This window comes from Acinetobacter rudis, assembly GCF_000829675.1.
GTDB lineage: Bacteria > Pseudomonadota > Gammaproteobacteria > Pseudomonadales > Moraxellaceae > Acinetobacter > Acinetobacter rudis.
Window position 1 is genome coordinate 1 of sequence record NZ_BBRX01000139.1, and the last position, 1,874, is coordinate 1,874.

Annotated in this window: 2 protein-coding genes and 1 pseudogene; 2 read left to right on the plus strand and 1 reads right to left on the minus strand. The window is 32.8% G+C overall.

Going from position 1 to position 1,874, the window contains the following annotated elements; translation table 11 throughout:
• Positions 1-306 (plus strand): annotated as a pseudogene (locus Aru01_RS18225) (replication initiation protein RepM); the annotation flags it as partial.
• 65 nt (positions 307-371) lie between these two features.
• Positions 372-908 carry a plasmid replication DNA-binding protein gene (locus Aru01_RS18230; protein WP_042111793.1) on the plus strand — a complete coding sequence of 179 codons (537 nt, stop codon included), beginning with the start codon at positions 372-374 and terminating at the stop codon, positions 906-908.
• Between the two features lie 219 nt (positions 909-1,127).
• On the opposite strand, the gene Aru01_RS18235 is transcribed toward Aru01_RS18230, so the two are convergent.
• Positions 1,128-1,751: a hypothetical protein gene (locus Aru01_RS18235; RefSeq protein ID WP_016658045.1), complete on the minus strand. Its 624-nt coding sequence runs from the start codon at positions 1,749-1,751 to the stop codon at positions 1,128-1,130.
• Between the last annotated feature and the right edge of the window lie 123 nt (positions 1,752-1,874).

Below are 1,874 nucleotides of genomic sequence, written 5' to 3' on the forward strand. Positions count from 1 at the left end.
GTTAAGTCTGAACAGCGTAAAACTGGACGATCAATCTCAGGCTATAGTTTTTCATTTAAGCCAAAGATATCTGTTAAAAATATTTCTAAAACAAGCAATGAACAGTTAGAACTGATTGGCCAATTGACAGATAAACAGATTCTTTTGTTCTCAGGTAAGTTAGCGTATGAACCCACATTCGCATCAAAATATAGTAAAGCTGGTGAAAGCTATGATGACTTTATAATTAGAATCTCTAGAGACTTAACAGATCCTAGAAAAATTAAAGAATACTCTCCATATCTAAAAGAATTAGGATTTAAATAGGTTTGTAAATTGACATTGTCAAATTAACAGTAAAGTATTAACTCAATTTAACCCCAGTTTACAATATGAAAAAATTATCAGTTTCGGAATTAGCTAAGCTGTATGGATATTCAAGACAAGCTATATATGCCCATATAAATAAAGGAAATTTATCAAAAGGTTCTGATGGGTTAATTGACTTTTCAGAAGCTTTAAGAGTATTTGGAGAACCTCAAAATAAAACATCCAATGTCAATCAGAGTCAATCAACTAACAGTCAAAACTTGACTGAAGTTGACTTATTAAAACGACAAGTTGACATACTTGAAAAACAATTGAATCAAGCTTTACTTAGAGAGAATCAATCATTAGAACGTGAATCTTTCTATCAAGAACAAATTGAAGCTATGCAACGCTTATTAGAGGCCCCAAAGCCTCATATCCCTACGTCTATCGACCCTGAACCTACTCAGGCGGAGCAGATTACAGAGGACGAAGAAGAAGTTATCGCCATGCCGCAGAAAGAACCTGATACGAGTGAAAATAAGCGCATTCCAGTACCGGAGCACTTAGAACCGGAGCAGCCGAAAAGAGGTTTTTTCAGTCGATTTTTCTTACCTTGATCCATTTGAAGATTATTCGCTTCAACTAATTAAAGCCGTGGAACTTTGTTTAATAAATAGGCGTGGAACGGTGAAAAAAGACAAAAAAGCCCTGATCGGTAGGTCAAGGTTTTTCAATACAGCTTAAGTGCTTGATTTAACATACATAATAAAACCTATTTCGCATAAGGTGTATTATGTTAATTGTAGAGGAACTTTATAATTAGAAAATACTAAAAACTATATTTTGATGTAATACCCACTAGCATTGTCATTAAAAATTTCATTACATAATTCAATTGGATTACACTCTTTATTTATTATTTTTTGATGTAGATGCTGCCATCCTCCATCAGTAATAATAAAAATTTCATCTCCTGACTGTAAATCAAAATCAATTATTTCACATTCATGGTCTTTTATAGTTTTACTAAGGACATTTTGATATGGATGAGTAATACATAACTCTCCAATTACATTAGGATTCATAATCTTTCTTGAACACATTTTCCAAGCATGAGTATGATCTACGGTCTTTAAATTACCATTTAAGTAGACACGGCAATCTCCGCAAAAACCAACATGACATTTATCTTTTTCTAACCATAAAAAACTAACAGAAGCATTAAAACCTTTATCTAATTGTTTTAAAAAGCTCATAAACTGAGAATAGCCTGTAGAAGATGTAACTATACGAAATAGCTCCTCAACAAACTGTTCAATATGCTGTCTAGTTAGAACAGCTTCATCTTGTTTGAAACCATCTATTACTAAAAAAATGGAAAAATTTTCATAGTGAACTTTTTTAATTACATCTAAATTAGTAAATCGCTGTCCTTGAAAATTAAATGCTTCTACTTGCAATCAAAATGCTCCCAAGGCAATGATTCAAAATATTCTTGGACAAGTGAATAAGCTTCCTCAAAGCTAACCTCTGTCACATCCTCATGCTCTAACTCGTCAAAACCTTCCTCAGATCGAGAACGT